Origin of the sequence: Neobacillus sp. YIM B06451, assembly GCF_032667185.1 — a bacterium.
Classification (GTDB): Bacteria; Bacillota; Bacilli; order Bacillales; family Cytobacillaceae; genus Bacillus_D.
This window is the reverse complement of record NZ_JAVFKJ010000016.1, coordinates 63,078-89,224: the sequence shown is the minus strand read 5'-3', so window position 1 is coordinate 89,224 and position 26,147 is coordinate 63,078. Positions and strand designations below refer to the sequence as shown.

The following is a 26,147-nucleotide window of genomic DNA, read 5'->3' as shown; positions in this document are numbered from 1 at the left end:
ACACATGGAAACATATGTTCCTGTAACAATGGACGGTGTTTCACTTGGGCGCTATAATGGTAGTGAAGGTATCTTCTCTGAAGATTTGATTTATTTTTTTCCCGTTCTTAGATATTTCAGTCATTTTAGTACTCAATTCTTTTGATGGAAGGATTATTTTCATAAAAAAACCTCCATCAATGATTTTTCATGATAAAATAGAATGCATGGCTTTCTCAAAACTTTTTGGCAAAGCCAGTTATTTTTAAGCAAAAAGGTAGGTGACATCGTGGGCAAAATACTTGCAATCGCGAATCAAAAAGGAGGAGTCGGGAAAACGACCACCTCTGTCAATCTGGGCGCCTGCTTAGCATACATAGGAAAAAAAGTCTTAATGGTCGACATTGATCCCCAGGGGAATGCAACGAGCGGGATTGGAGTGGAAAAGGCCGATGTGGAGCAATGCATTTACGATGTGCTCGTCGATGATGTCGAAGCAAAAGAGGTCATCAGGCCGACATCTGTGGAAAATCTGTCCGCAATTCCCGCCACCATCCAGCTAGCCGGGGCTGAAATCGAACTGGTACCCACAATATCCCGCGAAGTCAGGCTTAAAAGGGCCCTTGAAGAGGTAAAGGACGAGTACGATTACATTATCATCGATTGCCCTCCCTCCCTCGGTTTATTGACCATCAATGCCCTTACTGCCTCCGATGCAGTCCTGATTCCCGTGCAATGCGAATATTACGCGCTTGAAGGGCTGAGCCAGCTGCTGAATACCGTCCGGCTGGTCCAAAAGCATCTTAACCAGGATCTGAAAATAGAAGGGGTCCTCCTCACTATGCTTGATGCCAGAACAAATCTTGGAATCCAGGTTATTGAAGAGGTTAAAAAATATTTTCAGGACAAAGTCTATAAGACTATTATTCCCAGGAATGTACGCTTAAGCGAGGCTCCGAGCCATGGGGAGCCAATTATCATCTATGATCCGAAATCACGAGGTGCTGAAGTTTATCTAGATCTGGCAAAGGAAGTGGTTTCTAATGGCTAAAGGACTTGGAAAAGGGCTTGATGCCTTTTTTGCCAATATGGATTTGGAATCTGAAGAGTCCGTCCAGGATATCAGAATTAAAGACTTGCGTCCAAACCCTTACCAACCCCGAAAGCATTTTGAGCCCGAAGCTATCGAGGAGCTGAAAGAATCCATACAGGAACATGGAATCCTCCAGCCGCTCGTTGTCCGCAAAAGCATAAAAGGGTATGAAATCGTTGTCGGGGAGCGCCGTTTCCGTGCCGCCAAACTAGCGGGGCTGGAAACAGTTCCGGCTGTGGTCCGGGATTTATCCGAACAGCAGATGATGGAACTGGCCGTGCTTGAGAATTTGCAGAGGGAAGATTTAAGCCCAATCGAAGAAGCCGCAGCTTACCAGACGCTTATGGAAAAGCTAAACCTCACACAGGAGGAAGTGGCGAAACGCCTTGGGAAGAGCCGGCCGCACGTCGCTAATCACATCCGCCTGCTCTCTCTGCCAAAACAAATTCAGGAGCTTATTTCAAAAGGCACCATCTCAATGGGACACGGAAGGGCTCTTCTCGGGTTGAGGCAAAAGGCCAAACTTTCGCTCCTTGTTGAAAAAACCGTCAAGGAAAGCCTGAATGTCCGCCAGCTTGAGAAACTCATTCAGCAGCTAAATGAAAATGTTTCACGTGAAACAAAGAAGCCGGAAAGGAAAAAAGACCGTTTCATCCGTGAAAGGGAAAACCAGCTTCGTGAAAGGTTTGGGACCACGGTCCACATTAAACAATCAAAAAACAAGGGCAAGATTGAAATCGAGTTCTTTTCAAAAGAAGATTTGGAAAGGCTTCTGGATCTTTTGGAACCCGAATCAAACGACTAAGCCATCACTTGATGGTTTCTTTTTTTAGGAAGTAAGTTTTTAACAGACAGGGGAAAAAAGATATGTTTTTATGGGGAACACTGGTTAACGGGCTGTTAATCATCGTAGGCACCTTGCTAGGCAAACTTCTCCATCGCATACCTGAAGGAATGAAATCGACCGTCATGTACGGAATTGGCCTTTCGGTGATGGTACTTGGTTTGCAAATGGGCCTTAAAAGCCAAAACTTCCTTATCGTCATTTTGAGCCTTGTTCTTGGAGGGGTGCTTGGCGAGGCTTGGGACCTGGATGGCAAGCTGAACCGGCTCGGCCTTTGGCTGGAACGAAAAATTGGCTCTAACGGAAAGGGGAGCATTTCCCAGGGGTTCGTAACGGCGACACTCATTTTTGTAATTGGGGCAATGGGTATCATCGGTGCCTTGGACAGCGGAATTCGCGGGGATCACGATGTTCTTTATACAAAAGCGATTATTGACGGTTTTACTTCGCTTATCCTGACAACGACCCTTGGCATTGGGGTTATATTCTCTGCCATTCCGGTCATGCTGTATCAGGGGACAATCGCTTTGTTCGCGACCCAGATAGACAGGATAGTCCCGGCTGCATTAATGGATCAATTCATTGTGGAAATGACGGCCACCGGCGGGGTAATGATTTTTGCCATCGGCCTGAATCTAGCGGGTATAACGAAAATAAAGGTTGCAAACCTGCTCCCAGGCATACTTGTTACGGCATTGGCAGTAGGATGCCTCTATTTTTACCATCAGCTTACATAGGAAACGAAAAACAGGAGAAGGCTCGCGCTCTTTTCCTGTTTTTAGGTTGTTTGTTCGTTTATTGCTGCTCCCGTCTCCCTATTCCAACGAATTTCCGACCAGCCAAGCTGGTTATATTGGTATTTGGAGGCTAAATGGATTCCATTCGCAATCGTTTTAGCCATTTTAACAACGAGGCTGAGCCTCGTATTTTGCAAAACGAAAAACTCCATGAAACCACTTACATTGACGATTCCGGTAATGTGCATATCCCCAACTTCAGGCAGTTCCTTGTTTACTCCGGCCCCTGGTTTGACAGGGCCATCGCAAACCTGTATGATTCCTACACTTTTAAAACGCCCAAGGCAAGCATCGATTGCCAGAATGAATGGATTGAAATGCTTTTCCGTTATTTCCTTCAGTTTTTCTTCCAAATTCACTGCATGAATTGGATCATCCAATGTTCCATATATATGGAAAGACGGCGATCTCTTTTCCTCAAGGAAACTACCAACGAGAGGGCCCAATGAATCCCCTGTCGACCTGTCAGTCCCAATGCAGACCACTACAATTGGCCGGCTTGTTAACAGGGGCAAATGTGAAATGAGTTCAGACGCAAGCTTTGCTTCTGCTTTGGCGTCCTCATGGTGAATCCGGCTGTTCTGCACCCTGTCGAATAAGCCTGATTTAAATGTCATAAAGCCCACTCCTCCATGGAAAGCGTACACGCATTCGTTTCTATTGCTATGCTGGTAAACGTCCGGGGCAGGATATGAAAATTCAGGTGGGGTAAAGCCTTTTCCCGGTGCGGAGATAAAGAATAGTATCAGTATACGAATATATTTCGTACTCTATACATACCTGTTAAATGTTTTTGCTAAACAGGGTAGAAAGAAGGATGAATCCGGAGTTTTAGGGAGTATTGGACTAGAATCGTATGGGATTTGACCGGGAAAAGTTGAAAAAAATCCCGCTTCTAACTAGAATGATAATGATTGATTGATTGGCGGTGGAAAAGTGGATTCACTTAACAGAGTATTGAACAAGATACATAACAGGTTCCTTGATGAAGACAAATGGGTCGCTATTGGGGAAAGCGCGATAAAAATCCTTCTTATCCTGATAGTATCAGGGATTCTGATTAGGATAGGGAAGGCGGCAATCCATAAAGCATTTGATTTAAGACTTAAAATGCCGCTGAGGGTAACGGAACGGCGAGAAGCAACCCTTGTAAAGCTGCTTGATAACATTCTTTCGTATGCCATCTATTTCATTGCATTTGTGATGATTCTTACCGAGCTGTCGATTGATGTAAAGGCCATGCTCGCGGGGGCTGGAATTGTTGGCTTGGCAGTGGGGTTTGGCGCGCAGAACCTCGTTAGGGACGTCATTACCGGATTCTTCATTATTTTTGAGGACCAATTCTCGGTTGGCGACCATATTAGGATAGATACGTTTGAAGGAACTGTGGAGTCGATTGGCCTCCGGACGACAAAAATTAAAAGCTGGACGGGGGAAGTACATATTCTTCCTAATGGGAGCATTACACAAGTGACCAATTACTCCTTAAATAACAGCATGGCCGTGGTGGATATCGGAATAGCATACGAAGAGGACATTGCAAAAGCCGAAAAGATTATCCTGGAAATTATAGGGAAGTTGGCGAACGCGCATGAGGATATGGTGAAACCGCCTGAACTGGTAGGGGTGCAAAACTTCAGCCCCACAGAGGTAACCTTAAGGGTTGTCGCGGAAACAAAGCCAATGAAACATTTTGCGGTTGCAAGGATGATCCGTAAAGAAATCAAGCTTGGATTGGATCAGCACGGTATTGATATTCCTTTCCCAAGAATGGTCATGTATTCACGCGAGAATAAAGGCGGCCAAGCCGCTGACAGGGGGGAAAGCTGATGGAACAAAAAGAATTCGGCCTGAATGATATAGTAGAAATGAAAAAGCCTCATCCATGCGGTGTGAATCGCTGGAAAATCATTCGCCTTGGGATGGACATCAGGATCAAATGCGAAGGCTGCTCCCATAGCGTTCTCATACCGCGGAAGGAATTTTCTAGAAAAATGAAAAAGATTCTTGTGAAGCATGAAGAATAATTTCATGCTTCTTTTTTTTGTAAAAATGTATTAACCTTGTATTTAAAAACATGTAGAGGGGCTTGCGGGGGTGTGGAGTTGCAAACAATCGTGAAATCAGCGTGCCCGCTGAATTGCTGGGACAACTGTGGTTTTCAAGTAACAATGGAAAAGGGGAAGATTATTCAAATAGATGGCGATCCTGACCATCCGATTACAAAAGGAAAAATCTGTGGCAGAGGCCGATCCTTAATCAAGAGAATTGAATCGGATGACAGGCTGCTTCATCCTCTAAAAAAAATAAATGGTGAATTTGTTCAGATATCATGGGAACAGGCACTAGATGAAATTGCTTCAAAGATGGCGCATATTAAGGACACATACGGTACAACAGCAGTTCTTCACAGCCATGATTATGCGAACAGCGGGCTCCTGAAAAACCTTGACCAGCGGTTTTTTAATGCTTTCGGCGGGGTGACGGAAGTGGTTGGTTCGCTTTGCTGGGGATCAGGCATCGAGGCGCAAATTTGGGATTTTGGCGACGCGCTTAGCCATGCGCCTGGCGATTTATTTAACAGCAGGCATATCGTTGTGTGGGGAAGGAATGCATCGAGGACGAATCTGCATTTCTATCAAAGCCTCCTTGAAGCAAAGAAAAAGGGAATCCACATCCTTGTGATTGATCCAATATATAATGCCACGGCGAAATTGGCAGATGACTATATCTCAATTAAGCCAGGCATGGACGGCCTGCTTGCTGCGGGCATTTTAAAGGAATTGCTCAGGGGTGGAAAAGAAGACCGGGCCTTCATTGACCAATTCACCGAAGGCTTTGGTGATGTCGAAGCCCTTCTTGATACGATAACGATAGAGGAAATTAGCGAAAAAACAGAAGTTCCAAAAGAGACGATTGCGCGGCTGTCGGCCATTTATGCCGAGCGGCCTGTGTCAACATATATTGGCCTCGGCATGCAGCGTTACCGGAATGGCGGCAATACAATCAGGTTTATTGATGCGCTCGTTGCAGCCAGTGGGAATATTGGCATTCCTGGCGGTGGAGCCAATTATGCAAATCTTCAGGTTGGAAAGAGCTTTCAGGCTGGCAGGCTTTCATTGAATGAGAGGAAAAAGGAATTTCGCCAATTCCCAATCATGAGGCAGGCGGAAATGATTCTATCCGAAAAAAATCCTGAAATTAAGATGGCCATTGTCACATGCGGCAATCCTGCAACCCAGGTTCCGGACTCCAATATCGTCGAGGAGGCTTTTTCAAAGGTTGAAACGGTTGTCGTGATTGACCAGTTCATGACTGACACAGCTATGCTTGCCGATTATGTCCTGCCTACAACGGCCGTTTTTGAAGAAGAAGACCTTTATTATGCTTCCATGTTCCATCATTATGTGAACTATGCGCCTAAACTGATGGATCCACCGGGAGAGGCTAAACCAGATCTATGGATATGGACTGAGCTGGCAAACCGCCTTGGCTTTGGCGATGATTTTGCCTATACACCCGGACAATGGCTGGAAAAGTTACTGGAGCCTTTGAATAAAGATGGACTGAATCTTGCATTTTTAAAGGAACACCATACATTCGAACTGCCGGTTGTTAAGGTTCCATGGGCGGATGGAAGATTTAACACACCTTCAGGAAAATATGAATTCACTTCAAATCTCGCAAGGCAAAAGGGAATGAACGGAAAGCTCCAGCTATCCTTGCCAAATGAAACGAAATGGACAAATCCTGAATTAGCGGCCAGATTCCCATATTCACTCTTGACAATCCACCCGCTAAGATCGAACCATTCGCAGCACTATCATATTTTTCCGAAAGAACCGCGTGTTGTTATAGAAATCGCGGCAGACATCGCGAGTAGGCATGGACTTTTGGATGGTGACAGGGCTAAGGTATGGAATGAGCGGGGAGAGGTAATCGGAACAGTTTCCATTTTGCCAAAAGCACATCCGGGAACAATTAATATCGATGAAGGCATTTGGAAGAAGTTCGGTGGCTCCGTCAATAGCCTTACATCGAGCCTTCCTTCCGATAATGGGCTGGGCAGCACATTGTATGACTGCCTAGTAGCAATAAAAAAGATTGAGGCCATCTAAACTGCCGGTTCTTCCGGCAGTTTTTATTGGGAAGCCAACCTTGTGTTTTTAATTAGGAATGCCTATAATTGTGTAGGGCTTTTAAATACAATTTCAATGCTAAATTTTCCAATAGATTATGTTTATATTAGAGGAGTGACCGAACTATGGCGTTAACAGCAGGTATTGTAGGCCTTCCAAACGTTGGGAAGTCCACGCTTTTTAATGCAATAACCCAAGCAGGTGCCGAATCAGCCAATTACCCGTTTTGTACAATCGACCCGAATGTCGGAATCGTCGAAGTGCCGGACCATCGCTTGAACAAGCTTACAGAACTCGTCCAGCCAAAAAAAACTGTGCCTACAACCTTTGAATTCACCGATATCGCCGGGATTGTTAAAGGTGCCAGCAAAGGGGAAGGCCTTGGAAACAAGTTTCTATCCCATATTCGTGAAGTTGATGCGATCTGCCAGGTGGTTAGATGTTTTGCGGATGACAATATCACCCATGTTGCCGGTAAGGTGGATCCAATTTCAGATATCGAAACAATCAATCTTGAGCTAATCCTTGCTGATATGGAGTCGGTGGAAAAACGGATTGGCCGTGTTGAAAAGCTGGCAAAGCAAAAGGATAAGGATGCTTCAGCTGAATTTGAAGTGCTATCTATGCTCCGTGAAGCGTTTGAAGCGGAAAAACCTGCGAGGGCAGTTGAATTTACAGAAGATCAATTGAAAATTGCAAAACAGCTTCACCTGTTGACAATCAAGCCAGTATTGTATGTAGCGAACGTTGGCGAGGAAGATGTGGCCGATCCTTCTTCGAATGAATATGTCCAGCGTGTCCGGGAGTTTGCAGCAAATGAAAATGCAGAAGTCATTGTGATTTGTGCAAAAATTGAGTCAGAAATTGCCGAGCTAGAAGGGGAAGAGAAGGAAATGTTCCTCTCAGAGCTAGGGATTGAAGAATCCGGCCTTGATCAGCTGATCCGGAAGGCGTACAGCCTCCTTGGGCTTGCCACTTATTTTACCGCGGGCGTCCAGGAAGTGCGTGCATGGACTTTTAGAAGAGGGATGAAGGCACCGCAATGCGCCGGAATCATCCATTCCGATTTTGAAAGAGGGTTCATCCGGGCTGAAACGGTCCATTATGATGACCTGCTGGCGAATGGTTCAATGAATGCCGCAAAAGAGGCAGGAAAAGTGCGTTTGGAAGGAAAAGAATATGAAGTGAAGGATGGCGACATCATTCATTTCCGTTTCAATGTATAAGAAAAAACATTTCATCGAGGGTGTTCGCCAGGTTTAATGGAGAATGCCTTCTTTTTTTGTCCCGAATTCAAGCGGCTGTTGCGCTTTTGGCGTTTCTATGATATACTTTTACACTGTGAGTAATTGATAAATTGCTCCTTGCCCATTTTGGGCCGCTTAGACCAAAAGGAGGTGACTGTGATGAGAAAGTACGAAGTTATGTACATCATCCGCCCAAACATTGAAGATGAGGCCAAGAAAGCGCTTGTTGAGCGTTTCAACACGATTCTGGCTGACAATGGTGCGGAAGTGGCTGAAGCCAAGGACTGGGGTAAACGCCGTCTCGCTTACGAAATCAATGATTTCCGCGACGGATACTACCAAATCCTAAAGGTGAATGCTGAGCCTGCAGCGGTAGAAGAGTTCTCCCGCCTTGCGAAGATCAGCGAAGATATCATTCGCCACATCGTAATTAAAGAAGAAGAATAATCCTTACAGATAAATTGTTCCGGGAAAGATGTTCCACGTGGAACATGGCTAGGAAAAGGGGAGTTGATTCTGATGATGAATCGTGTCGTACTGGTTGGCCGTTTAACGAAAGACCCTGAACTACGATATACGCCAAGCGGTGTTCCGATGGCTACATTTACTCTTGCGGTTAACCGTACATTCTCAAACCAGCAGGGTGAGAGAGAGGCGGACTTCATTAACTGTGTGGTATGGAGAAAACCGGCAGAAAACGTCGCCAATTACCTTAAAAAAGGGAGCTTGGCGGGCGTTGATGGCCGCATTCAAACCCGCAATTATGAAGGACAGGACGGAAAGCGTGTCTATGTAACAGAAGTCGTAGCAGAAAGCGTTCAATTCCTTGAACCAAGGAATTCCGGCAATAGAAACGACAACAATAACGATTACTATGGCAGTGCTCCAAGGGAACAGGGTAATCCTTTTGGGAACAGCAATCAGAATCAACGGCCTGCGCCTGCAAAGCAGCAGGGCTATACTCGGATGGATGATGATCCGTTCGCTGGCAGCGGACAGATTGATATATCCGACGATGACTTGCCATTCTAGGACGATAACGAACTTACTATAAATTTTTAAAGAAGGAGGGACATACCGATGGCAATGGGACGTAAAGGCGGCCGCGCTAAGCGCCGTAAAGTGTGCTACTTCACTGCAAACGGAATCACACACATCGATTACAAAGATGTGGATCTGTTGAAAAAGTTCATTTCTGAACGTGGCAAGATTTTGCCTCGCCGTGTGACTGGCACAAACGCAAAATACCAACGCAAATTGACAATCGCAATTAAACGCGCTCGTTTAATGGCATTGCTTCCATACGTTGCAGGCGAATAATCGCCTGATTTGAAAAGCAGCAGGGAACTTTCCCTTGCTGCTTTTTAACATTTTCACGTGCTTTTTTACAAGAAGGCTGTGAAATAATAACGGCCTACAGCCTTGTTTATTTTTAAAAAACCAAACAGCAAAAGAATAAAAACTCATATCGTTTGTTCTGTATTTAGAACATTTTGTGAAAGCAGTTGTTTTTCTTTTCATGAATAAGATATTGGGTATAATGAAATTAGGATTCGGTATGTGGATTCTTTTGAAATAAAAAGTTTTCTACTTTGCCGACGGTGAAACGTTGGAACATTTCTGTCAGGGAGCTGAAAGAATGCCGTCATTTTTGGAAAAGCGGTCAATACGTTATCCTTTTTACGGATTACTATGCTTAACTTTGGTGCTATTGGGCATCCTTGCTCGTTATCATATGGTTATAAGCATAGCAGGCTACGTCCTGGCGGGAGCCGCTCTTTATTATTTGCTTCAAATCGATAGGCGCCAGCGGAAGGAAATGGAGGAGTACATCTCCACTCTTTCCTACCGGGTTAAGAAGGTTGGGGAAGAGGCGCTCATGGAAATGCCTATCGGAATCATGCTTATTAACGATGATCTTTGCATCCAGTGGACCAACCCTTTTCTGGCTTCCTGTTTTGATGAGGAGACATTGGCGGGGAGGTCCCTTTATGATGTTGCTGAGTCGCTAGTTCCTTTGATTAAGCAGGATGTGGAAACAGAACTGATTACGCTCCATGACCGGAAATTCCGGGTCATTCATAAAGTAGATGAAAAGCTCCTCTACTTTTTTGATGTAACCGAGCAAACTGAAATTGAAAAGATGTATAGGGACGAGCGGACAGTCATTGCCATTATTTTTCTTGATAATTATGAAGAACTCACCCAGGGGCTTGATGATCAGGCACGGAGCAGCATCAATAACCTTGTTACATCCATCCTGAATAAGTGGGCGAACGACAATGGCATTTACTTGAAGCGGATTACATCTGAACGTTTTATAGGCGTTTTCAACGAAAGCATACTTCAATCGTTGGAAAAGGGTAATTTTGCGATTTTGGATGTTGTCAGGGAAATGACCATGAAACAAAATGTGGCCCTGACACTCAGTATAGGTATAGGAGCGGGAGTCTCGTCATTGCCAGAACTGGGGACACTTGCCCAATCGAGCCTAGATCTCGCACTTGGCCGCGGAGGAGACCAAGTAGCAATCAAACAATCAAATGGAAAAGTAAAGTTTTACGGAGGCAAAACAAATCCGATAGAGAAGCGGACGAGGGTCAGGGCGAGGGTTATTTCCCACGCTTTAAAAGAGTTGATTGCCGAGAGCGACAAAGTCATCGTAATGGGGCATAAATTCCCTGATATGGACTCTGTCGGATCGGCAATAGGAATTAGCAAGGTTGCCCAAATGAACGAGCGTGATGGTTATATCGTAATGAATTACGAAGAAATTGATACAGGAATCCAGAGGCTGATGGAGGAAATAAAGCAGCACCCCGATTTATTCGAGCGCTTTATTACGCCGGAGCAGGCGCTTGATTTGGCTACTGATGATACTCTGCTTGTAATTGTCGATACACATAAGCCTTCGCTTGTCATTGATGAAAGGGTTCTCGACTCCATAAGCGATGTTGTCGTTATTGACCACCACAGGCGAGGGGAAGACTTTATCAGCAATCCTCTGCTTGTGTATATGGAGCCATATGCGTCGTCGACTGCCGAGCTCATCACCGAACTTCTTGAATACCAGCCAAAAAGGGCCAGGTTCAGTATGATAGAAGCAACTGCCCTGCTGGCGGGAATTACCGTGGATACGAAGAGCTTCACACTTAGGACAGGAGCGAGGACGTTTGACGCGGCATCGTATTTAAGGTCACTGGGCGCCGATACAATTCTTGTCCAGAGGTTTTTAAAGGAAGATGTTGAAACTTATATAAAAAGAGCAAGGTTGATTGAATCAGTCTATTTTTACAGAGAAGGCATTGCGATTGCAAAAGCGGATGCGGGCAAGGTTTATGATCAGGTGATGCTGGCGCAGGCCGCGGACACACTGCTTGCGATGGATGGCATCCAGGCTTCATTCGCGATGTCAAAAAGGGACGATGGGCAAATTGGCATCAGCGCCCGCTCACTTGGCGAAGTCAATGTACAAATCATTATGGAAAGCCTCGGGGGCGGGGGACATTTGACCAATGCGGCCACACAGCTAACAGATATGGAAGTTGATGAGGCTGAGCAAATGCTGCGTCGAGCCATCAATGATTATTTTGAAGGAGGAAAAGCGGAATGAAGGTAATTTTTCTAAAAGATGTTAAAGGAAAAGGGAAAAAAGGCGAAGTGAAAAATGTCGCCGATGGCTATGCGCATAACTTCCTTATCAAACAAGGTCTTGCTGCCGAAGCGAACCAGGCAAATATGAGCAATTTGAATGCCCAGAAGAAGAAAGAAGAGAAAATGGCGGCACAGGAGCTTTCGGAAGCGAAAGAGCTAAAGGAAAAGCTTGAAAAAATCACGGTTGAACTAACCGCGAAATCCGGAGAAGGCGGCCGCCTGTTCGGATCGATTACAACGAAGCAAATTTCGGAAGAATTGCAAAAGAAACATGGAATTAAAATTGATAAAAGGAAAATGGAGCTAGAGGATGCCATTCGCAGCCTGGGCCAGACAATGGTGCCAGTCAAGCTTCATCATGAAGTCACAGCGACGCTCAAGGTGTATGTAAAAGAAGGAAACTAATTTTTAGTGGTAGATTTCGACAGAGAACATGATAAGATAATAGAGTAGCTTAAAAAATGTGATCGGCCCGGCTGGTCACTTTTTTTCGCGGTTTTAAGCAGTATTACCTCGAGGACGGGGGGATTTTTTGATGAATGATGTATTTGCGGATCGCATGCCGCCCCAAAATATAGAAGCGGAACAGGCAGTGCTTGGAGCGATTTTTCTGGAACCGGCTTCTTTGACACTGGCAACCGAAATATTGATTCCAGAGGATTTCTACAGGGCTGCCCACCAAAAAATCTTCAATACGATGCTTAAATTGAATGATGAGGGGAAAGCCGTCGATTTAGTCACTGTCACAGAAGAACTTGCCGCGGCAAAGCTCCTTGAAGATATTGGCGGGGTCAGCTATATGAGCGAGCTGGCCGGTTCCGTGCCTACGGCTGCCAATATTGAATATTATGCGAAAATCGTTGAAGAAAAATCATTGCTGCGCCGCTTGATTCGGACAGCAACGACGATTGCCCAGGATGGATATTCTCGTGAAGATGAAGTGGAACTCCTTTTATCCGAAGCGGAAAAAAGCATCATGGAGGTTGCCCAGCGCAAAAATGCAGGTGCGTTCCATAACATTAAAGATGTCCTTGTAAGGACATATGACAATATTGAAATGATGCATAACCGGAAAGGGGACATTACCGGGATTGCGACCGGATTCCGAGAATTGGACAGGATGACGGCTGGTTTCCAGCGAAACGATTTGATTATTGTTGGAGCGCGCCCTTCGGTAGGTAAAACGGCTTTTGCGTTGAACATAGCCCAGAACGTTGCTGTTAAAACCGGTGAAAATGTCGCCATCTTCAGCCTTGAGATGGGTGCTGAGCAGCTTGTAATGAGGATGCTCTGCGCGGAGGGAAATATCGATGCGCAGCGGTTAAGGACCGGTTCCCTGACTGATGAAGACTGGGGCAAACTGACAATGGCCATGGGCAGCCTGTCTCGGGCTGGAATTTTCATAGATGATACCCCTGGGGTGCGGGTTGGAGATATCCGTTCAAAATGCAGGCGCCTGAAGCAGGAGCATGGCCTTGGAATGATTATGATCGATTACCTTCAGTTAATCCTGGGAAGCGGCAGGAGCGGAGAGAACCGCCAGCAGGAAGTATCGGAAATCTCCCGTTCCCTTAAACAGCTTGCGAGGGAGCTTGAGGTACCGGTCATTGCACTTTCCCAGCTGTCACGTGGCGTAGAGCAGCGGCAGGATAAGCGCCCGATGATGTCCGATATCCGTGAATCGGGGAGTATCGAGCAGGACGCCGATATCGTCGCGTTTCTGTACCGGGACGATTACTATGATAAAGAATCAGAGAATAAGAACATCATAGAAATCATCATTGCCAAGCAAAGGAACGGCCCGACAGGCACAGTCCAGCTGGCATTCGTAAAAGAATACAATAAATTCGTTAACCTGGAGACCCGATTTGATGATTCGGCGATTCCTCCAGGTGCGTAGCTAACATCTATGCCGGCCTGTAACAGGGCCGGCAATTTTTAATTTAAGGAGATGACATATGGATACATATTCAATCGCTTCCGAAACAACCAGGCTTATAATCAGGCCTATTACACCTTCAGATTACGAGGCCTGGTTAAAAGGGTTTTCCGACAGGCTGCCTTCCCAGCACAAATATGATGATGGGCTTATTGATATGGAAGAGTGCACTGAAGAGTGGTTTGTAAATCTTGTTAATAAATATAAGGAATTGGCATTACAAGATTCATCCTATATTTTTGATGTTTTTTTAAAAGAGAATGGCCGGCATGTGGGAACGATCGATTTCTCTACTTTGGCAAGAGAGGGTTTCCAATGGGGTAGGATCGGTTACACAATCCACAACCAGTTCTGGGGCAGGGGGTATGGAAAAGAAGCGGTAAGGGAAGCATTGGTAATTGCATTTACAAAATTAGGCTACCATCGGATAGAAGCCCATATCAATGTTGATAATATAGCCTCAGAGCGTCTGGCACAAAGTGTTGGCATGGAGTTTGAATGTGTAAGGAAAGGGTTCATATTTGAATTCGGCAAGTGGACGGATAACCTGGTGTATTATCTGAATGAAAATTAACGTTGGAAATGAGGTGAAACTAGTAAATTACTAGTATATTACGAACATGACAGAGTTATAATGGAGTTAATGTTCGGATTTTCTTGACTTATTATCCGTTACCTTGGTAAGATTGGTATGGTTTGTTGCTTAATATAAAAAGAAACCAATTTCGGAGGTGCTTGTATGTCATCAGTTGTTGTAGTTGGTACACAATGGGGCGATGAAGGAAAAGGGAAGATTACCGACTTCCTTTCTGAAAATGCAGAAGTTGTAGCCCGTTACCAGGGAGGAAATAACGCCGGCCATACAATTAAATTTAACGGCGTTACCTATAAATTGCACCTAATCCCTTCAGGAATATTCTATGACGATAAAATCTGCGTGATCGGAAACGGCATGGTCGTTGATCCGAAGGCGCTTATCAAGGAATTGAAGTACTTGCATGGAGAAGGGGTCTCTACAGACAACCTTCGCATCAGCAATCGCGCGCACGTGATCCTTCCATACCATATAAAGCTCGATGAAGTTGAGGAAGAGCGGAAGGGCGCCAATAAGATTGGAACAACGAAAAAGGGAATTGGCCCTGCTTATATGGATAAGGCGGCAAGGGTAGGCATCAGGATCGCCGATCTACTGGATAAGGAAGAGTTTAAAGAAAAACTTAACCGAAACCTAGATGAGAAAAACCGTCTTTTTGAAAAAATATATGAAACAGAAGGGTTTACGGCTGAAGAAATCCTTGATGAGTATTATGAATATGGCCAGCAGATCAAGAAATACGTCTGCGATACATCGGTTGTACTGAATGATGCGCTTGATGAAGGGCGCCGCGTTCTGTTTGAAGGCGCACAGGGAGTCATGCTCGACATTGACCAAGGGACTTATCCATTTGTTACGTCATCCAACCCGGTTGCCGGCGGGGTGACAATTGGATCTGGTGTCGGCCCTACAAAAATTACGAATATCGTTGGCGTTTCCAAAGCCTATACGACTCGTGTCGGCGATGGCCCATTCCCAACAGAACTCAAAAATGAGATTGGCGACCGAATCAGGGAAGTTGGCCGCGAGTACGGCACTACAACCGGACGCCCTCGCAGGGTTGGTTGGTTCGACAGCGTTGTTGTCCGCCATGCGCGTAGAGTCAGCGGTATTACGGATTTGTCACTTAACTCAATTGATGTCCTGACGGGCCTGGAGACGGTAAAAATCTGCGCGGCCTACCGTTACAAGGGAGAAATCATTGAAGAGTTTCCTGCAAGCCTGAAGGTGCTTGCGGAGTGCGAACCAGTCTATGAAGAGTTCCCGGGCTGGACGGAGGACATCACTGGCTGCAAGACGCTCGGCGAACTGCCTGAGAATGCGCGCCATTACCTTGAACGGCTTTCCCAGCTTACAGGTATCCCATTGTCGATTTTTTCAGTCGGCCCCGATCGTTCACAGACAAATGTTGTCAGGAGTCCTTGGAGGACAAGTATGTAAGAATGCATACCGGGACCCTTCTCCTTTCGGGAGGGGGTTCCACTCTTTTTCTTATTTCGAGTCCTACCTATTCACGGTATTTGAAACGTCATTTTAATGTTTTAAAAATGATGTATAGGGAAAAAGAGTAAACATTGGGCTGCAGAAACAGGTTTAAATTAAATTTTTTCTAAAATTACTTGCTTCATATTCAGTGCGTATGCTATTATAAAAAACGTCGCCACTGCAAATGGCAATCATGCCGGATAGACGAGAGTAATAGTTTTTTAATACGAGCCATTAGCTCAGTCNAAAAAGAGTAAACATTGGGCTGCAGAAACAGGTTTAAATTAAATTTTTTCTAAAATTACTTGCTTCATATTCAGTGCGTATGCTATTATAAAAAACGTCGCCACTGCAAATGGCAATCATGCCGGATAGACGAGAGTAATAGTTTTTTAATACGAGCCATTAGCTCAGTCGGTAGAGCATCTGACTTTTAATCAGAGGGTCGAAGGTTCGAGTCCTTCATGGCTCACCATTTATTTTTTTGATAAATGGCCCCTTGGTCAAGCGGTTAAGACACCGCCCTTTCACGGCGGTAACACGGGTTCGAATCCCGTAGGGGTCATATACTGGTCCGGTAGTTCAGTTGGTTAGAATGCCTGCCTGTCACGCAGGAGGTCGCGGGTTCGAGTCCCGTCCGGACCGCCACTTTTATAAAGTGTTATACATATAATAAGATGGCTCAGTAGCTCAGTCGGTAGAGCAACGAGCAAAGCTCCAAGAATAGGCCTCGAGTTGTACACGCCGAGATGCTGCTTGCGGACCTTCCTGAGGCGGGGACAAAGGACTTAAAACTAAATTTAGGAATTATAACTTTATATGGCTCAGTAGCTCAGTCGGTAGAGCAAAGGACTGAAAATCCTTGTGTCGGCGGTTCGATTCCGTCCTGAGCCATCAATTAGGAAAGCAGAAACCTGCTTTCCTTTTTATATTTCCCAATAAAATAACCACCTTTGTAATATTACTGTAATAAAAAACCCTTATTTTACCAAAAATTAACCTAACTCTTCTTTCCTAAGTCATTATTACTATGTAAATTGTCGAAACCACTAAAAACCCACTATTTATAGGCTTTTAGACCTGTATTTCCTCTGTTTTTTTCTAGAAAACCTCCATTTTAAAGCGAAGTTACCGCCATTTTTTACCTGTAAATGTCAACTATTATACATTTTTGTTACATTATTAGTACTTATAATCTATTTAAATTAATTTATGGTAAAGTATAAATTGTGTAAAAATATTTTATATTTCCCAATAGGAAATTGGTTGCCAATATAAAAACAAAAGAAGTTTTGTTTCTGTCGCCCAGGGAGGATAACAATGGAAGTATTTTCAAAGGAATGTTCCTTGCCAACGAAAAAACCGAATATGACAATTAATCACATAAAAAAATATATGCTTACCGCTTTGGCGGCCATGGCATTATTCCTGGCAGCCGGGGAAAAGGCGGAGGCCGAACCAAAGCTTACCACTGTATACTATGTTTATCTTAATCATACATACATAGGCACCGTGACTGATAAAAACGTTGTCGAAGCCATGGTTGAAAAGCAAGTACTGGATATGCAGAAGATGAATAAGAACTTCAAACTTGGTTCTGAAATCACCTACATTCCAGAACAGGTTTTCCGGTCAACTGCCAACAACCGTGAAGCCGTCCAAAAGCTTGCACAGGAAATGACACTTGAAGTGGAATCCGCTGCAATTGTGATTGATGGACAGCCGGTCGTTTACCTGGACAGCCAGGAGGCTGCTGAACGGGTCATTAAACTGCTAAAGTATAAATATGTGACCAAGGAACAGCTGGAGGAGGTTGAGGCTAGGAAAAGCCAGCCTGATACTGTTTTACCTCCGTTAAAGGAAAATGAAACACGCATCCTTGATGTCCGTTTTTCTAGTGAAGCGGAAGTCAAAATGACAACAATTTCGCCAAAGAAAATCCTTACCCCGGAAAAAGCGCTGAAGTTCCTGCAAAAAGGTACGCTGGAAGAAAAGAAATACACTGTAAAAGAAGGGGATGTACTTGGGTCGATCGCCGTGGGCGCCAATCTTACAACAGCACAGCTGCTTGCTCTGAACCCTGGCTTGAAAGAAGATTCCCTTATTAAAATTGGCCAGGAATTGAACATTACCGTTCCCAAGCCTTATCTCGATGTAATAGTCGACAAGGAAGTTTTTAAAAAAGAAACCCTTTCGTTTAAAACGGAAGTAATCAATAGCGAATCAATGTTCAAAGGTGATAAAAAGGTGAAACAGGAAGGCCGAAATGGGGCCAGGGAAGTCACTTATACAATTTCCGAACAAGGCGGCCAGGTCATTAATAAGTCGGTTGTAAGTGAGAAAATTACGCAAAAGCCAACTAACCATATTATTGTCAAGGGAACAAAAGTCGTTCCATCCCGTGGCGAAGGTTCGTTCGTTTGGCCCGCTTCAGGAGGATATGTATCAAGCCAGATTGGCCACCGCTGGGGAAAAATGCATAAGGGGATCGACATCGCCAGGCCATCAAGCCATACAATCAAAGCCGCTGACAATGGAACGGTAATTTCCGCCGGATGGGACGGGGGTTATGGAAAGAAAATAGTTATTGACCATAACAATGGGTTCCGAACCGTCTATGCACATCTATCATCCATCGATGTTCGTGTTGGACAGACAGTGGCAAAAGGATCAAAAATAGGCCTTATGGGTTCAACGGGGGATTCGACTGGCCTCCACCTCCATTTTGAAGTATATAAAAATGGCAGCCTCCAAAATCCGCTGAAATATATTAGAAGATAGAATGCAAGAATAAGAATACAAGTCTCCGGCATGCATCCGGAGGCTTTTTTACGATTAGGCAATTGTTGCTAATAGATGATTTATGGCGAGTAAAATGGTAAAGTTAAATAGTATAAAAGAGAACACGATTGGTTCAACTGAGCTGCTTAAACACACAGCGAAAGCTTGAGTTCATTAATCTGAACCTTTACGGGCAGTTGGTTCCCCGCCTATCCTTTTGGATTCTCTGAATCTTGTTAGGGGGTTCTTGCTGCCCGTTAAGAGTGGATAAATGTAATAGAAACCGAAGTGAAGAGGAAGGAGTTTTGGGATGGAGAAGAAAATTTTGGTCGTAGACGATGAAAAGCCAATTGCCGATATACTGCAGTTCAATTTAAAAAAAGAGGGCTACACTGTTTATTGTGCATACGACGGAAACGAAGCTGTCTCCATGGTTGAAGAGGTTCAGCCGGACCTGATACTTCTGGATATCATGCTGCCCCTCCGCGATGGTATGGAAGTGTGCAGGGAAGTTAGAAAAAAACACGAAATGCCCATTATTATGCTGACTGCCAAGGATTCCGAGATTGATAAGGTTCTTGGCCTTGAACTTGGAGCCGATGACTATGTCACGAAGCCTTTCAGTACAAGGGAATTGATTGCTAGGGTAAAAGCGAACCTGAGGAGGCACCAGCTTCCATCCAGTCAGGCCAATGGGGAAGATACTTCGAATGAAATAGAAATCGGATCGCTCACCATCCACCCGGATGCCTATGTTGTATCAAAACGGGGCGAAATAATTGAATTGACACATCGTGAATTTGAACTCCTTCACTATCTTGCCAAACATATTGGACAAGTCATGACACGGGAACATCTCCTGCAAACTGTTTGGGGATATGATTACTATGGAGATGTCCGTACCGTGGACGTAACGGTGAGGCGGCTGCGCGAGAAAATCGAAGACAGCCCAAGCCACCCAGCATGGATTGTGACAAGAAGAGGAGTCGGCTATTATTTGCGCAACCCTGACCAGGAGTAAGTTTAATGAAAAAAGTCGGCTTTTTTAATTCAGTCCATCTTAAATTTGTGCTTATATATGTACTTCTAATCCTCGTGGCCATGCAGATCATCGGGGTTTATTTCGTCAGGCAGCTTGAAGAAACACTTACCGCAAACTTTCAGACTTCATTGAAAAGGCAGGTAACGATGCTTGGCTATAACCTCGTTGAACAAATGCAAAGAGAACGGGGAACAGGGGAAACGGACAGCAAAGAGGAGATAAGGAGAATTTTAAAGGAATTTGCCGTCGGCGATGTTATTGAAGTCAGGCTGATTGAAGCAGATTCGCTCAAAATTCTCGGGACGTCCAAGCAAAATGATCAGGATGTAGTCGGACAAAGGACTACGGAGATGAGGATCAAGCGGTCGATTGTCATTGAAGATGAACAAAGCGAAATTCTCGTTGACGGAAATGGCCGTCGGATATGGGTACTGGCCACTCCTATAAAATCAGACCGGAAAATCATCGGAGTTATCCAGGTTATTGCCAACATTGAAAGTGTTTTTGAACAAATGAAAACAATCAATGGGATTTTGGCAACAGGCACCGCGATTGCGCTGGCGATTACGGCTGCTCTTGGAATTCTGCTGGCCCAGACGATCACCCGGCCGATTACGGATATGAAGAAACAGGCGTTGGCCATGGCCAAAGGCAATTTTTCAAGGAAGGTCAAGGTGTACGGTTATGACGAAATCGGTACACTTGCGATGACATTCAATAACCTGACGAAAAAATTGCAGGAAGCCCAGGCGACGACAGAAGGGGAACGGAGAAAACTTTCTTCCGTCCTTTCCTATATGACCGATGGGGTAATTGCGACGGACCGGAGGGGAAGGGTAATCGTTATCAATGATCCTGCGGCTAAAATGCTTGGCGTTTCACGTGAAACAGTCCTTTCCCGGCCGATTGTGTCGGTGCTTGATTTGGATGAGGCGTATACATTTGAAGAATTGCTGGAAATTAAGGATTCAATCATTCTTGATTACAGTACTAAGCATACCCCATATATTTTGAGGGCGAACTTGTCCGTCATCCAGAAAGAAACCGGATTCGTTAACGGCCTGATTACGGTCCTCCATGATATAACCGAGCAGGAAAAAATTGATGCGGAACGCCGGGAGTTCGTCGCGAATGTGTCTCACGAACTGAGGACGCCACTGACGACGATGAGGAGCTATCTCGAAGCCCTGGCCGATGGTGTAATGGGTGACCCGGAGGTTGGCCCGCAGTTCCTGAATGTGGCTCAGACAGAAACCGAACGAATGATTAGGCTTGTAAACGACTTGCTCCAATTGTCAAAAATGGACAGCAGAGATTACAGGCTTTCGAAAGAATGGGTTGATTTTACCGAGTTCTTCAGCAGAATCATCGACCGGTTCGAGATGGCAAAGCGTGAAAATGTCCGGTTTACCCGGATCCTGCCTCGCAAGCCGCTCTTTGTTGAGATCGATGAGGATAAATTGACCCAGGTACTAGATAATATCATTTCAAATGCCCTGAAATACTCGCCTGAGGGCGGGGAAGTCATTTTTACCGTTCTTGAGGAAGAAGGGAAGATTACGGTTAGCATAAAGGATGAGGGCATCGGAGTTCCGAAAGAAAATCTCGGAAAGATCTTTGACCGTTTTTACCGTGTTGATAAGGCCAGGACCCGGAAGTTGGGCGGTACGGGCCTCGGGCTTGCCATAGCCCGTGAAATGGTAAATGCCCATGGCGGTACTATTTGGGCAACAAGTGAGGAAGGAAAAGGAACTCAAATCATTTTCACTTTGCCTTACGAGCCGACTGAAGAGGTTGACTGGTCATGAAATATGAAACTGTAAAATCGATTTTGCTGGCGCTACTGGTGCTTTTGAGTATTGGGCTGACCTGGTCTTTATGGACCTACCAGCCGAACCTTGACCTGCTTGTTAGCGGGAAATATGTTGAAGAAGTAAAAATGGGCGAGAGAAAAGAAGAGTCTAAAATCATCAAGCCTGATAGAATCCTTTATCATACAGAAGGAAAGCATTACGGAACTTCACGCATCAATGAAATTGACAAACTGATGAAGGAAATGTCAGGTTGGGTGTTTTTTGATGTGAAGAATCACACCGAACAGGCTGGGACTTTTAAACAGGCGGTACATGGGAACGACAAGGTTGAGATTGTGTATCCTCATGAGGTGCCAGTCGAGGTTTTCAGGAACATCCTGAACTTCGAGGAAAAAAAGCTGCCTTCCTTTCAGTTTGACCGGATTGTTATTGATATGAAAAGCCTCCAAAAAGACAGAGGCGTTGTTTATTTTGCGAATTCGAGGAACCGGGAGATATATATTAGCTATATCTCCGCGTCGCTTATGGACCAGTTCAATCGCAGCTTTTATGAACGGGCCAGCCAAAACCCGGCTTATTTTGCATTTGAAGCCACTGAAAAGCGGACAATTTTTCTGCCGGAAGAAGAAACGGAAATGCGCGCATATAAGTATTGGCCAAAAAATCTGGACTCAGAGGAATTTAAGGAAGCCCTTTTCAAAAACCCAAGCCTTGTTCAAAAAAGCATTGTCAGTACAGGTGAAGAATACGCGAACGATACGAGTAAAATGAATATTTACACGAACAAGCATCTGCTTGTTTTCATTAATCCCGCGGAAGATAACGGGTATTTGTCCGGATCTACAAACCTGTTAAAGCGAGGCATTGATTTTATCAATGAACATTACGGCTGGACTGACCCCTACAGGTTTGTCTACCTTCATGAAGCTTCGCAAAGGGTAACGTTCCGTCTTTACAGCATGGATGGTTACCCAATATTCAATGAGGAAGGCCTTTCGGAAATTAATCAGTTCTGGGGGAAAAATGCAATTACAAGGTTAACAAGGCCAACGTTTGCCATGGAACTTCCGCTTGAAACGACAAAAGTTGTCCGTCCATCCGGTAGGGAAGCCTTGGAGTTTTTGCAAAGCCAAAAAGGGTTCAAGCCGGAGCTTCTTGAAGATTTGATCCTAGGCTACAGGATGGACAGGGATTCCGCATCCAACAGGCTTATCACCCTTGAGCCCGCCTGGTTCTACCTCTACAATAAGAAATGGGTGCAAATCAGCACGGAAGAGTTGGGGGTGATGCGGCATGGATTGGAGTAGGATCAAAACGATCTTCATCATTACCTTTCTCATCCTGGACGTCTACCTCCTGTATCAGTTAATGGCAAAGCATAGCGCCAACCAGCTTGAGATGATGAAGGAGACTTCCGTCGAGGACCAGCTCAAGGCGGCTGATATCACCTATGAAGCAATGCCTAAGGCAGCGATAAAGGATCAGTATGTCCGCGCAAAAATTAAAGAATTTACAAAAGAGGATACAGAAAAACTGAAGAACCAGGCGTTTAGTATAAGGGAAAAGAGCGTCCTCGTTTCAAAATTGACCGAGCCTTATCAACTGGATGAAAATGCCGAACCCGTGTCGCTTTCAGGGTTTATCAATGAAAATATTTTGTTTGGCAGGGAATATCAGTATTGGGAAAAGGACGATAGGGAAAAAACTATCACGTATTTCCAGCAGTACCAGAATAAATTTTTGTACCAAAATGCGAATGGAAACGGCAAGATTGTTTTTGAGTTAAATGATAAGAATCAAATCGTTTCGTACGAACAGACGTATTTTGAAGACATTAAGAAGCTGGATGTAAAGGAAGAGGTCATCCAGCCGCTCAAGGCGCTGGGAATCCTCGTCCAAAAAGGGCTAATCGAGCCAAAAAGCAAGATAACAAAAGTGGAACTTGGCTATTCCACGATTGTGCCGCTTGCCTCTTCACAAGTATTCGCCCCGACATGGCGCTTTGTCATTGATAACGGCAAGAGTCTGTATGTCAATGCCTTTGAGGGCCAGGTCATCCCGTTTGGGAGCGAGGAAAACGAAATAACGGAGTGAACACAATGACATTGCAATTTAGTGTGCTTGCTAGCGGGAGTACGGGAAACGCCATCTATGTGGAATCAGGCGAGCATTCGTTCTTGGTGGATGCGGGCCTGAGCGGCAAGCAGATGGAAGGGCTGTTTCAGAAAATTGGCCGGGATATGCGCGATTTGTCCGGTATTCTGGTCACCCATGAGCACAGCGACCATATAAAAGGATTGGGCGTCGCGGCGCGCAAGTACAAGCTTCCAATCTATGCGAATGAAAAGACATGGAAGGCAATGGACCATTGCATCGGGGAAATTCCAACGGAGCAGAAGTTTGTTTTCGGGATGGAAACGGTCAAAAGCTTCGGTTCGCTCGATATTGAGTCGTTTGGCGTTTCGCATGATGCCGCCGAGCCGATGTTTTATGTATTCCATTCAGGTGGGAAGAAGCTCGTTCTGATTACCGACACGGGCTATGTGAGTGACCGGATGAAGGGAACCATCGCAAATGCTGATGCATATGTGTTTGAAAGCAACCATGACGTCCAGATGCTGAGGATGGGAAGATACCCCTGGAACGTCAAGCGCCGGATTTTAAGCGATGTCGGGCACGTCTCCAATGAGGATGCGGCAATCGCGATGAGCGAGGTTGCCGGGGATAATACAAAAAGGATTTACCTGGCCCATCTAAGCCTGGACAACAATATGAAGGACCTAGCGAGGATGGCCGTAGCCCAGACCCTTGAAACAAGAGGAATCCGGATTGGCGAGCAGTTTGATTTATATGATACAGACCCGCGTATCCCGACAGTGTTGACCGCTGTGTAGGATCGATAAAAAGAGTAAATGTACGTCCTTGGATGTATGTTTGCTCTTTTCTTTATTTACTTTAAATATACTTTAATATTGATTTACGCTCCGGACACTTCGCTTTCCGCGGGCAGTCAAAGCTGCTACCTGAAATAACTTCGAGAGAAACATCTATGATAAGCTTCGTGTAGCTTTGCGACGAGCTGAAGGTAATCATCCTTGAATAATCTTTGGCGCAGGAGGATAATGGAGCCTCCTCGGCGGAAAGCACGCCTGTGGGGTCTCCCCTGGCCAGCTATTCCCGCCAGGACGTTGAATCATCTTCTTGAAAAAGCACCGCAGGAGAAAATGCGACGGCATTTTCGAACGAGTCTCGTATCCTCCGCTGCAATCAACATTACAAAATTATCTTCATCTATAGCATTTTCCTTAAGATTAATGGATGGAGGGAGTATAATTATTTTATAAGCGGCATTGTGTACGGCAGTTTTGAAGGAGGATGTATTGCATGGGATATTATGACCAGGACTACCAGACCCGGTATAAAGCGCCGGAGCCGAAAAAGAGCGGAAAGGGCTATTTTTTTACCAGCATTATCGGGGCAATAATAGGAGCGTTCCTCGTTATTCTTTCTGTTCCTTTTCTTTCGGATGCGGGGGTGCTCCCTTATAAAGTGGCACCTACAAACGAGCCGGCACAGGAAACGGCGGCGGGCATCGGCGGAACCACTTCGACAGAGGTGCAGAAACAGGTTGCTGTCGATGTGGAAACTGATGTAACGAAAGCAGTCGAAAAGGCTGCCGATGCCGTTGTCGGGATCAGCAATATCAGAACATCTAGAGGCTTCTGGTTCAGTGAGGAACAGGAGGAATCCGCGGGAACCGGATCGGGAGTTATCTATAAAGCAACGGGAAACAAAGCATACATCGTGACGAATCACCATGTAGTGGATGGTGCGAAAGAGCTCGAAGTAACCCTTGCGGATGGCAATAAAATACCTGCCAAACTAAAGGGCAGTGATGTATGGACGGATCTCGCCGTCCTTGAAGTCAGTTCAGATAAGATTAAAACGATTGCCGAATTCGGTGACTCTGAGAGCCTGAAGCCAGGCGAGCCGGTCATCGCAATCGGAAACCCGCTTGGGCTGACCTTTTCGGGATCGGTTACGAAAGGGATTATTTCCGGCCTTGAACGAGCCATTCCGGTCGATATTAACCAGGACGGGATTGCCGACTGGCAGGCAGATGTTATCCAGACGGATGCAGCCATCAACCCGGGCAACAGCGGAGGAGCCCTTATCAATATTGCCGGCCAAGTGATTGGCATCAATTCGATGAAGATTGCCCAAAGTGCCGTTGAAGGAATTGGCCTGTCCATTCCTATCAATTATGCAAAGCCGGTGATTGCGGACCTTGAAAAATACGGTGAAGTGCGCCGCCCGTATATGGGGGTCGATCTCAGGTCCGTATCCGATCTGCCGACTTCGTTTCAACACGGGGAATTGATGTTACCAGGAGATGTGAATTATGGTGTAGCACTTAGGCATGTCGTGCCGAACTCGCCAGCCGATAAAGCGGGGCTGAAGGAACTTGACGTCATCGTATCGATGGATGGGGAAAAAATAAAGGACGCCATCGATCTCCGCAGACACCTGTACAATAAAAAGAAGATCGGCGAAAAGATGACAATCAAGTTTTACCGCGCGGGCAAGCAAATGGAAACGACCATTCAGCTTGGTGAAGGGGATATTTAAAACGAGAACGGGAGGGCCTGTTAATGGGCCATCCCGTTTTTTGTTGTGGAAAAGTTGAAAGAGCCTGAGTTTGAGCGGTATGGTATGATGTGAATAACTGGCTACCGGC

The 26,147-nt window shown here is 45.3% G+C and carries 23 protein-coding genes and 4 tRNA genes; 26 read left to right on the top strand and 1 reads right to left on the bottom strand.

Annotation, left to right across the window (positions count from 1 at the left end; genetic code table 11):
* Positions 1-268: 268 nt before the first annotated feature.
* The 3 genes from RB160_RS20485 (at position 269) to RB160_RS20475 (ending at position 2,653) form a co-directional block, all read left to right on the top strand.
* Positions 269-1,030, top strand: a complete 762-nt coding sequence (locus tag RB160_RS20485; RefSeq protein ID WP_316572302.1) for a ParA family protein — start codon at positions 269-271, stop codon at positions 1,028-1,030.
* Positions 1,023-1,877 carry a ParB/RepB/Spo0J family partition protein gene (locus RB160_RS20480; RefSeq protein ID WP_316572301.1) on the top strand — a complete coding sequence of 285 codons (855 nt, stop codon included), beginning with the start codon at positions 1,023-1,025 and terminating at the stop codon, positions 1,875-1,877. Before RB160_RS20485 ends, RB160_RS20480 begins: the two co-directional genes overlap by 8 nt.
* Positions 1,878-1,939: 62 nt before the next feature.
* Positions 1,940-2,653, top strand: coding sequence for a DUF554 domain-containing protein (locus RB160_RS20475; protein ID WP_316572300.1), 714 nt, complete (start codon positions 1,940-1,942; stop codon positions 2,651-2,653).
* A gap of 41 nt (positions 2,654-2,694) precedes the next feature.
* On the opposite strand, the gene yyaC is transcribed toward RB160_RS20475, so the two are convergent.
* Positions 2,695-3,330, bottom strand: a complete 636-nt coding sequence (gene yyaC / locus RB160_RS20470; protein WP_316572299.1) for a spore protease YyaC — start codon at positions 3,328-3,330, stop codon at positions 2,695-2,697.
* Positions 3,331-3,649: 319 nt separating this feature from the next.
* Between yyaC and RB160_RS20465 the strand changes: the two genes are divergently transcribed.
* From RB160_RS20465 to RB160_RS20355, 23 genes are all read left to right on the top strand, one after another.
* Positions 3,650-4,543, top strand: coding sequence for a mechanosensitive ion channel family protein (locus tag RB160_RS20465; RefSeq protein WP_316572298.1), 894 nt, complete (start codon positions 3,650-3,652; stop codon positions 4,541-4,543).
* A complete protein-coding gene (locus RB160_RS20460) occupies positions 4,543-4,740 on the top strand; it encodes a DUF951 domain-containing protein (protein WP_316572297.1) in 198 nt (65 codons plus the stop codon). The genes RB160_RS20465 and RB160_RS20460 overlap by 1 nt, the downstream gene beginning before the upstream one ends.
* Before the next feature lie 78 nt (positions 4,741-4,818).
* Entirely contained in the window at positions 4,819-6,831 is a 2,013-nt protein-coding gene (locus RB160_RS20455) for a molybdopterin-containing oxidoreductase family protein (protein WP_316572296.1), read from the top strand.
* Positions 6,832-6,977: 146 nt separating this feature from the next.
* A complete protein-coding gene (gene ychF, locus RB160_RS20450; protein ID WP_316572295.1) occupies positions 6,978-8,078 on the top strand; it encodes a redox-regulated ATPase YchF in 1,101 nt (366 codons plus the stop codon).
* Between the two features lie 180 nt (positions 8,079-8,258).
* Positions 8,259-8,546 (top strand): 30S ribosomal protein S6, encoded by a 288-nt coding sequence (gene rpsF / locus RB160_RS20445; RefSeq protein WP_066205283.1) that lies wholly within the window; start codon positions 8,259-8,261, stop codon positions 8,544-8,546.
* 72 nt (positions 8,547-8,618) lie between these two features.
* Positions 8,619-9,131, top strand: a complete 513-nt coding sequence (gene ssb, locus RB160_RS20440) for a single-stranded DNA-binding protein (RefSeq protein WP_316572294.1) — start codon at positions 8,619-8,621, stop codon at positions 9,129-9,131.
* Positions 9,132-9,179: 48 nt separating this feature from the next.
* Positions 9,180-9,419, top strand: a complete 240-nt coding sequence (gene rpsR, locus RB160_RS20435; protein ID WP_053368607.1) for a 30S ribosomal protein S18 — start codon at positions 9,180-9,182, stop codon at positions 9,417-9,419.
* Positions 9,420-9,738: 319 nt separating this feature from the next.
* Positions 9,739-11,712, top strand: a complete 1,974-nt coding sequence (locus tag RB160_RS20430; RefSeq protein WP_316572293.1) for a DHH family phosphoesterase — start codon at positions 9,739-9,741, stop codon at positions 11,710-11,712.
* Complete coding sequence (gene rplI, locus RB160_RS20425) at positions 11,709-12,158, top strand: 50S ribosomal protein L9 (RefSeq protein WP_316572292.1); 450 nt, start codon at positions 11,709-11,711, stop codon at positions 12,156-12,158. The genes RB160_RS20430 and rplI overlap by 4 nt, the downstream gene beginning before the upstream one ends.
* 130 nt (positions 12,159-12,288) lie before the next feature.
* A complete protein-coding gene (gene dnaB, locus RB160_RS20420; protein ID WP_316572291.1) occupies positions 12,289-13,653 on the top strand; it encodes a replicative DNA helicase in 1,365 nt (454 codons plus the stop codon).
* A gap of 58 nt (positions 13,654-13,711) precedes the next feature.
* Entirely contained in the window at positions 13,712-14,266 is a 555-nt protein-coding gene (locus tag RB160_RS20415; RefSeq protein ID WP_316572290.1) for a GNAT family N-acetyltransferase, read from the top strand.
* 165 nt (positions 14,267-14,431) lie between these two features.
* The gene (locus RB160_RS20410; protein ID WP_316572289.1) at positions 14,432-15,727 is read left to right on the top strand and encodes an adenylosuccinate synthase; all 1,296 of its coding nucleotides are present in this window, start codon (positions 14,432-14,434) and stop codon (positions 15,725-15,727) included.
* Positions 15,728-16,171: 444 nt separating this feature from the next.
* Positions 16,172-16,247: transfer RNA gene (locus RB160_RS20405), tRNA-Lys, on the top strand.
* Positions 16,248-16,265: 18 nt separating this feature from the next.
* A tRNA-Glu gene (locus RB160_RS20400) sits at positions 16,266-16,337 on the top strand.
* Positions 16,338-16,343: 6 nt separating this feature from the next.
* A tRNA-Asp gene (locus tag RB160_RS20395) sits at positions 16,344-16,420 on the top strand.
* 173 nt (positions 16,421-16,593) lie between these two features.
* Positions 16,594-16,666 (top strand) — tRNA-Phe (locus RB160_RS20390).
* A gap of 426 nt (positions 16,667-17,092) precedes the next feature.
* Positions 17,093-18,553: a peptidoglycan DD-metalloendopeptidase family protein gene (locus RB160_RS20385; RefSeq protein WP_316572288.1), complete on the top strand. Its 1,461-nt coding sequence runs from the start codon at positions 17,093-17,095 to the stop codon at positions 18,551-18,553.
* 310 nt (positions 18,554-18,863) lie between these two features.
* Entirely contained in the window at positions 18,864-19,574 is a 711-nt protein-coding gene (yycF, locus tag RB160_RS20380) for a response regulator YycF (protein WP_316572287.1), read from the top strand.
* A gap of 5 nt (positions 19,575-19,579) precedes the next feature.
* On the top strand, positions 19,580-21,403 hold the full coding sequence (gene walK / locus RB160_RS20375) for a cell wall metabolism sensor histidine kinase WalK (protein WP_316572286.1): 1,824 nt from the start codon (positions 19,580-19,582) through the stop codon (positions 21,401-21,403).
* Positions 21,400-22,716 (top strand): YycH family regulatory protein, encoded by a 1,317-nt coding sequence (locus RB160_RS20370; protein WP_316572285.1) that lies wholly within the window; start codon positions 21,400-21,402, stop codon positions 22,714-22,716. The genes walK and RB160_RS20370 overlap by 4 nt, the downstream gene beginning before the upstream one ends.
* Positions 22,703-23,503 carry a two-component system regulatory protein YycI gene (locus RB160_RS20365; RefSeq protein ID WP_316572284.1) on the top strand — a complete coding sequence of 267 codons (801 nt, stop codon included), beginning with the start codon at positions 22,703-22,705 and terminating at the stop codon, positions 23,501-23,503. The genes RB160_RS20370 and RB160_RS20365 overlap by 14 nt, the downstream gene beginning before the upstream one ends.
* Before the next feature lie 5 nt (positions 23,504-23,508).
* Positions 23,509-24,303 (top strand): MBL fold metallo-hydrolase, encoded by a 795-nt coding sequence (locus RB160_RS20360; RefSeq protein ID WP_316572283.1) that lies wholly within the window; start codon positions 23,509-23,511, stop codon positions 24,301-24,303.
* Positions 24,304-24,793: 490 nt separating this feature from the next.
* Entirely contained in the window at positions 24,794-26,038 is a 1,245-nt protein-coding gene (locus RB160_RS20355; RefSeq protein WP_316572281.1) for a S1C family serine protease, read from the top strand.
* The last annotated feature ends 109 nt before the right edge of the window (positions 26,039-26,147 follow it).